At 38.7% G+C, this 6,687-nt stretch carries 5 protein-coding genes, 7 tRNA genes and 1 rRNA gene; 3 read left to right on the top strand and 10 right to left on the bottom strand.

The annotated features are described in order from the left end of the window. The first annotated feature begins 57 nt into the window (after positions 1-57). From JQM81_RS13015 to rbr, 3 genes are all read left to right on the top strand, one after another. Positions 58-471, top strand: coding sequence for a Fur family transcriptional regulator (locus JQM81_RS13015; RefSeq protein WP_235234225.1), 414 nt, complete (start codon positions 58-60; stop codon positions 469-471). Between the two features lie 97 nt (positions 472-568). Next, positions 569-1,111 carry an NADH peroxidase gene (locus JQM81_RS13020; protein WP_235234222.1) on the top strand — a complete coding sequence of 181 codons (543 nt, stop codon included), beginning with the start codon at positions 569-571 and terminating at the stop codon, positions 1,109-1,111. Between the two features lie 120 nt (positions 1,112-1,231). Further along, positions 1,232-1,768: a rubrerythrin gene (rbr, locus tag JQM81_RS13025; RefSeq protein WP_235234223.1), complete on the top strand. Its 537-nt coding sequence runs from the start codon at positions 1,232-1,234 to the stop codon at positions 1,766-1,768. A 55-nt stretch (positions 1,769-1,823) separates the two neighbouring features. On the opposite strand, the gene JQM81_RS13030 is transcribed toward rbr, so the two are convergent. From JQM81_RS13030 to JQM81_RS13075, 10 genes are all read right to left on the bottom strand, one after another. Beyond that, positions 1,824-2,984 (bottom strand): AI-2E family transporter, encoded by a 1,161-nt coding sequence (locus JQM81_RS13030; protein ID WP_235234224.1) that lies wholly within the window; start codon positions 2,982-2,984, stop codon positions 1,824-1,826. Between the two features lie 12 nt (positions 2,985-2,996). Continuing rightward, positions 2,997-5,528: a cation-translocating P-type ATPase gene (locus JQM81_RS13035; RefSeq protein WP_235234226.1), complete on the bottom strand. Its 2,532-nt coding sequence runs from the start codon at positions 5,526-5,528 to the stop codon at positions 2,997-2,999. 247 nt (positions 5,529-5,775) lie between these two features. Then, positions 5,776-5,848: transfer RNA gene (locus JQM81_RS13040), tRNA-Lys, on the bottom strand. Positions 5,849-5,870: 22 nt separating this feature from the next. Then, positions 5,871-5,943 (bottom strand) — tRNA-Phe (locus JQM81_RS13045). 21 nt (positions 5,944-5,964) lie between these two features. Then, positions 5,965-6,038, bottom strand: a tRNA-Met gene (locus JQM81_RS13050). Positions 6,039-6,067: 29 nt separating this feature from the next. Continuing rightward, a tRNA-Thr gene (locus JQM81_RS13055) sits at positions 6,068-6,140 on the bottom strand. Positions 6,141-6,240: 100 nt separating this feature from the next. Beyond that, positions 6,241-6,322, bottom strand: a tRNA-Tyr gene (locus JQM81_RS13060). 13 nt (positions 6,323-6,335) lie between these two features. Next, positions 6,336-6,408 (bottom strand) — tRNA-Val (locus JQM81_RS13065). A 35-nt stretch (positions 6,409-6,443) separates the two neighbouring features. Next, positions 6,444-6,517, bottom strand: a tRNA-Asp gene (locus tag JQM81_RS13070). Positions 6,518-6,581: 64 nt separating this feature from the next. Next, positions 6,582-6,687, bottom strand: a 23S ribosomal RNA gene (locus JQM81_RS13075); the annotation flags it as partial.

A 6,687-nucleotide genomic window follows, 5' to 3' on the forward strand; every position in this document is an offset into this window, starting at 1 on the left:
ATACATTCATATATACTGATTATAATAACGATTATCATTATTGAAAGGAGCGTAAAAATGGCAAACTTAAAATACAGCCGGCAGCGGGCATCTATCAAAGAATATTTGTCACATACCATGGAACATCCAACTGCTGATACTGTATACATGCATGTAAAGGAAGAATTTCCCAATATTAGCCTTGGCACTGTATACCGCAATTTAAATCTGTTAGCTGATATGGGCGAAGCCATTAAGATCCCCACTCCTGACGGAGGCGATCGATTCGATGGGCGGACCGAACCTCATTATCATGTTGTATGCCAATCTTGTGGCAACGTTTTTGATCTAGAATTAGATGAAGCACATATTCATTCCATTAATGAACTTGCCAACCAACATTTTGCTGGCACAATCGATTCACATACAATGCTGTTCTACGGAATTTGCGGGGAATGTGAGAAACGAAAAAAGGAAAAAAACTTAAAATAACGATTGACATTTATCAATAACTATGGTAAATTAATATCAGTAATAATTACTAATATTAAAAATAATAAAATTTAAATAAGAAAGGGAGATAATTATCATGAAAAAATTTGTATGTACAGTATGTGGTTATGTTTACGAAGGAGAAGCAGCTCCAGAGAAATGTCCAGTATGTGGCGTTCCAGCTGAGAAGTTCAAAGAGCAGACAGGCGAAAGAGAATGGGCTGCAGAGCACGTTGTTGGTGTAGCTAAAGGCGTAAGCGAAGATATCCTTGCTGATTTAAGAGCTAACTTTGAAGGAGAATGCTCTGAAGTTGGTATGTATCTTGCAATGGCTAGAGTTGCTCACAGAGAAGGATATCCAGAGATCGGTCTTTACTGGGAAAAAGCTGCTTACGAAGAAGCTGAGCATGCTGCTAAATTCGCAGAGTTGCTTGGTGAAGTTGTAACTGACAGCACAAAGAAGAACCTTGAAATGAGAGTTGACGCTGAGAATGGTGCAACAGCTGGTAAATTTGATCTTGCTAAGAGAGCAAAAGCTGCTAACCTTGACGCTATCCATGATACAGTACACGAGATGGCTAGAGACGAAGCTCGTCACGGCAAAGCATTCGAAGGTCTGTTAAAGAGATACTTTGGCTAAGATATAACATTTACTACAGAAACTCATTATAAATGAATAAACCCTACGCTTCGAAGAGTCTACTCGGTTATGCGTAGGGTTTTTTTCCAAAAATAATTAATTCATAAAGGAGATTATCATATGTCTAAGTACGCTGGAACTAAAACAGAGAAAAATCTTATGGATGCATTTGCCGGTGAATCAGAAGCACGTAACAAATATACATTCTATGCTTCTGCTGCTAAGAAAGCTGGATTCGTTCAGATGGCAAATATCTTTGAAGAAACTGCAAATCAGGAAAAAGAACATGCAAAAATGTGGTTCAAAGAATTCCATGGAATTGGTGATGTAGCTGAGAACCTCGCAGACGCTGCTGCAGGAGAAAATTATGAATGGACTGATATGTATAAACGTATGGCTGCAGAGGCAAGAGAAGAAGGATTCGATGCACTGGCTGCCAAATTCGAACTTGTTGCAGAAGTAGAAGCTGCACATGAGAAACGTTACAACAAGCTTCTTGAAAGCTACAAATCAGGCACAACCTTCAAAGGTGATGCTCCTCTTGGATGGAAATGTGGAAACTGCGGATATATTTACATTGGAGAAGAAGCTCCGGAAGTATGCCCTGTATGTGCTCATCCAAAGGCTTATTTTGAAAGAAAAGTAGAAAATTACTAAAATAAACTGGAGATAGTGGAAAATCATTTCCGCTATCTCCTTTTTTATTGTCATTTTAAATAATATCTGCCGGATCTATCTTGCGTTGCTTTAGTTTTAAGTATACAACTTCCCGGAATAATGCATATACAACTGAAACAATAGGAATAAATATGAGCATTCCTACTACCCCCATAAGACTGCCGCCAATACTGACTGCCGCTAACACCCAGATGGAAGGAAGACCAACAGAACTTCCAACCACATGAGGATAGATCAGATTTCCTTCGATCTGCTGCAATATCAAAAACAATATAATGAATATGAGTGCTTTGATTGGATCTACCATAAATATAAGAAATGCACCTACAATACACCCTATAAACGCTCCAAAAATAGGGATTAATGCAGAAAAGGCAATCACAATTCCTACAAGCAGAGCATATGGCAACCGTAAGATTGACATCGTAATCACAAACATACATCCCAAAATAATTGCTTCCACACATTGTCCCGTCAGAAAGCTGGAAAATGTATTATAAGTCAATGATAGCACTTCTAAAGTTGCTTCTGCTCTTCCTTTTCTCACAAAGGCAAATAACACTTTCTTAGCCTGAATGCTTAATTTTTCCTTCTGTAATAAAATATAGATTGCAAAAACAAAGGCAATAAAGAATGTTGCTATTCCGCTTACTATACTTTTTGCCGCCATAATCGTAGAATCCAGGACACTGCCAGCTCCATTTTTCAAAAAATTGATTCCTGCATTCATAATCTTATTCCAATCAAATTCCAGATGATTTACCCAATTCATAATTTCCTTATTATCATGGAATAAAGTCTCTGCCCATTTCTGAATTTTCGGAATAAACGCCTGTATACTATTTCCCAGATTGGCAAAAGTATTTCCCAATTGAGGGATCAATACAAACATAACCAACACAATAATTCCAATCACACAAAATAATACAATCAGCATACTTAACGGACGTGCAAGCTTCTTTATAACCTTTCTCTTTTCAATCTTATCCTCTGGAAAGAGATGCCTTTGTATAAAATTCATCGGAACATTAAGTACAAATGCAATTGCTCCACCAAGAACAAATGGAAAAATCACATGAAAAATAAATGCCAAAACACTTATGACGACATCATATTTCCAAAAACATGCTATAATAATTGCCGCAAATATAATCAACCCTCTGATCTTCTTAACTGCTTCATCACTTATATTCATACTTTCTCCTTTTTATCTTCGAATCCATTTTAACAACTGAATAACAGGAAGATTCAACAATGCCAAACCATATACTATCAGAAGTTGATAAATATCCAGACTTACCACTTTGAATAATCCTTGTAATCCAGGTATCGTCAATACCCCAGTAATTAATATCAGCCCAATTAAAAATGCTCCTATCAGATAAATATTATTGAAAAATCGTTTTGTGAAGATAACAGGTCTTCCTGACTTACAGTTAAATCCGTGCACTAACCGACTGGTACACAGAGTTCCAAATGCCATTGTGCATGCTAACGCGGTACTGATTCTATATCCTATTAAAAATCCAATGATAGTCATGATTCCTATACATAGACCTTCTGTTCCTATACTGGTAAGATAATTTTTTGTCAAAATGGATTCGTTCATTGGTCTTGGTTTTTGCTTCATCACTTCTTCTGTATGAGGCTCTAATCCCAATGCGATCGCCGGTAAACTATCTGTAAGAAGATTAATGAACAAAAGATGCACAGGTTCAAATGGCACTGGAAGTCCAGCCAGTGATGCATATAATACTGTCAAGATACCCGCAAAGTTTCCAGACAATAAAAATTGAATGGAATTCTTGATATTCTGATATATATTTCGACCGTTCTCAACAGCTTTCACAATTGTAGCAAAATTATCATCTGTTAATATCATAGCTGCAGCATCTTTTGAAACTTCACTTCCTGTAATTCCCATTGCAACACCAATATTAGCCTGCTTTAATGCCGGTGCATCATTTACGCCATCTCCTGTCATGGCAACAATATTTCCCTTTTCCTGCCATGCCCGAACAATTCGGATTTTATGTTCTGGTGATACTCTGGCATACACAGAAATTCCTTCCACAAAATCCTGAAGCTCCTCATCTGACATATCTTCGATAACTGCTCCCTCACATGCTTCTGCATCATCTTTTAATATTCCGATTCTTTTCGCAATTGCCGCTGCCGTGATCTTATGATCACCAGTAATCATAATCGGCTTGATTCCCGCTTTTATACATTCTTCAACAGCTGCTTTTGATTCTTCTCTCGGAGGATCCATCATCGCTATTAATCCCAGAAATGTCAGCTCATTTTCATCTTCTAATGTCAATTCCTGTTTCATATCTAGTTCTTTATAGGCAAATGCAAGGACTCTCAATCCATCTCTGGAAAACTCCAGATTCTGTAATTCAATTCGCATTCTATCTTCTTCAGATATATCTCTTACAGTATCGCCAATTCTAATATGGTTCATACGGTCAACTAAAACATCTACCGCACCTTTTACAATCATAACTGGCTTATCAGCAAATCTATGCTCTGTAGACATTAACTTTCTATCACTGTCAAATGGAATCTCAGCTATACGCGGATAGCTTTCTCTCACTTTTAGGGCATCTATTCCCAAATTATTTCCAAGATTAATCAGAGCTGTCTCTGTTGGATCTCCAATCTCCTGACCATCTGTATTAGTAGAATCATTACATAAAATGCTATATTGAAGAAGCATCTCCTGATTCTCATGATTCAAATCAATCTTATCTGCAGAGATTCTCTTTTCATCTACATAATAATCTTCAACTGTCATTTTATTCTGAGTCAAAGTACCCGTCTTATCTGAACAAATAACAGAGACACTCCCAAGCCCTTCTACAGCCTGTAGTTTTCTGATTATAGCATGCTCTTTTGCCATCTTTTGTGTTCCAAAAGATAATACGATCGTTACAATAGAACTCAAGGCTTCTGGAATCGCTGCTACCGCAAGTGCCACTGCAAATAGAAATGCATCAACTACAGATCCGCCTCTCATGACATTTAGCCCAAATAATATTGCACAAAATACCAGAATAATAATAGATAATTTTCTTCCGAAATCATCCAGATTTATCTGAAGTGGCGTTCTCTTCTCTGAAGTCGTTTTTAATAAACGTGCAATCTTACCTACTTCCGTCTCCATGCCAATCTCTGTAACTTCATAGGTCGCTCTTCCATAAGTAGCAAAACTTCCGGAGAAAACTTTATTCGTCTGGTCTCCAAGTGCTGCTCCTTCTGGAACTTCATCCAATGACTTTTCAACCGAAAGACTCTCCCCTGTCAATGCGCTCTCATCAACTTTCAGACTTGCGCATTCTAAAAGCTTCCCATCTGCCGGAATACAATCTCCTGCTTCAATAATTACTTCATCCCCCACAGTAACTTCTCTGGATGGAATCTGTATCAACACACCATCTCTGATAACTTTTGCTTCCGGTGCTGACAGCTTTTTAAGACTATTTAAAGATTGCTCTGCTTTTACTGTCTGCACGGTTCCAAGAATGGCATTTATTGTGATTACAACAAAAATAACGATTGCACTTTCTGCATCTCCCAGGAATCCTGACACAATTGCTGCTATAATTAAAATAATTACCAAAAAATCTTTGAATTGCTCCAGAAAGATTTGAAAAACACTCTTTTTCTTCCCTTCCACCAATTCATTAAATCCATATTTCTTTTGATTCTGTCTTGCCTGTTCATTTGTTAACATCATTCAACCTCACTTTCTCGCAATAGAAGAAAAAAGACTCCTATTGCATAAATTAATACTTATGCAATAAAAGTCTCACCATTTCATTACGATACGGATGATTATTCATCGTATTGACGACATCGCAAACGCCGACATATTAATCAACGCCAGTTACTCCCTTTTATTATGAATCAATATACTTGAAAATATACTAATTGTCAAGTAAAAAAAACTCTTTAAAGATACATTCCTTAAAGAGTTTAACTGAGCGTGCGGGGATTCGAACCCCGGACAACTTGATTAAAAGTCAAGTGCTCTACCACCTGAGCTACACGCCCTTATAATATTTAGTAAATAAAATGCCCAGAGCCGGAATCGAACCAGCGACACGAGGATTTTCAGTCCTCTGCTCTACCGACTGAGCTATCTGGGCGAATGCACATTGCTGTGCGAGTTGCGGGGGCAGGATTTGAACCTACGACCTTCGGGTTATGAGCCCGACGAGCTTCCAGACTGCTCCACCCCGCGATATGAAATTAATGTCTTTTTCAAGACTAAGCCGATGATCGGACTCGAACCGATAACCTGCTGATTACAAATCAGCTGCTCTGCCAATTGAGCCACATCGGCACAAGCCTGATGGCTATAGATGAAAAATTATCACCTAGTGGATGGAGAAGGATTCGAACCGTTTTGGTTTCAGCAAACAGTTGATTCTTTCAACATCTAATGGATGGAGAAGGATTCGAACCTTCGAAGGCGTCGCCAACAGATTTACAGTCTGCCCCCTTTGGCCACTCGGGAATCCATCCAAATTTGTTTAAGTGGGACCAATAGGGCTCGAACCTATGACCCTCTGCTTGTAAGGCAGATGCTCTCCCAGCTGAGCTATGATCCCATATTAAATTTTAATGTCGTATCATTCGATACGGACGACCCAGAAGAGACTCGAACTCTCGACCTCCGCCGTGACAGGGCGGCGCTCTAACCAACTGAGCCACTGGGCCTTGCTAAAGGTATGTACCTTCAAAACTGCATACAAGAAATATCATCCATTACCTATCACCTTGCTTGGTCATGCCCTCGACCGATTAGTAGCAGTCAGCTCCATACATTACTGTACTTCCACCTCTGCCCTATCTACCTCGTCGTCTTCAAGGGGTCTTACTACTTTCGT

The sequence above is a fragment of the Faecalicatena contorta genome, from assembly GCF_021531895.1.
GTDB lineage: Bacteria > Bacillota > Clostridia > Lachnospirales > Lachnospiraceae > JAFBIX01.

Excerpts from the sequence above, each read along its gene's own strand:
- rbr (WP_235234223.1), top strand. The coding sequence starts at position 1,232 with ATGTCTAAGTACGCTGGAACTAAAACAGAGAAAAATCTTATGGATGCA.
- JQM81_RS13030 (WP_235234224.1), bottom strand. The coding sequence starts at position 2,984 with ATGAATATAAGTGATGAAGCAGTTAAGAAGATCAGAGGGTTGATTATA.
- JQM81_RS13035 (WP_235234226.1), bottom strand. The coding sequence starts at position 5,528 with ATGTTAACAAATGAACAGGCAAGACAGAATCAAAAGAAATATGGATTT.
- JQM81_RS13020 (WP_235234222.1), top strand. The coding sequence starts at position 569 with ATGAAAAAATTTGTATGTACAGTATGTGGTTATGTTTACGAAGGAGAA.
- JQM81_RS13015 (WP_235234225.1), top strand. The coding sequence starts at position 58 with ATGGCAAACTTAAAATACAGCCGGCAGCGGGCATCTATCAAAGAATAT.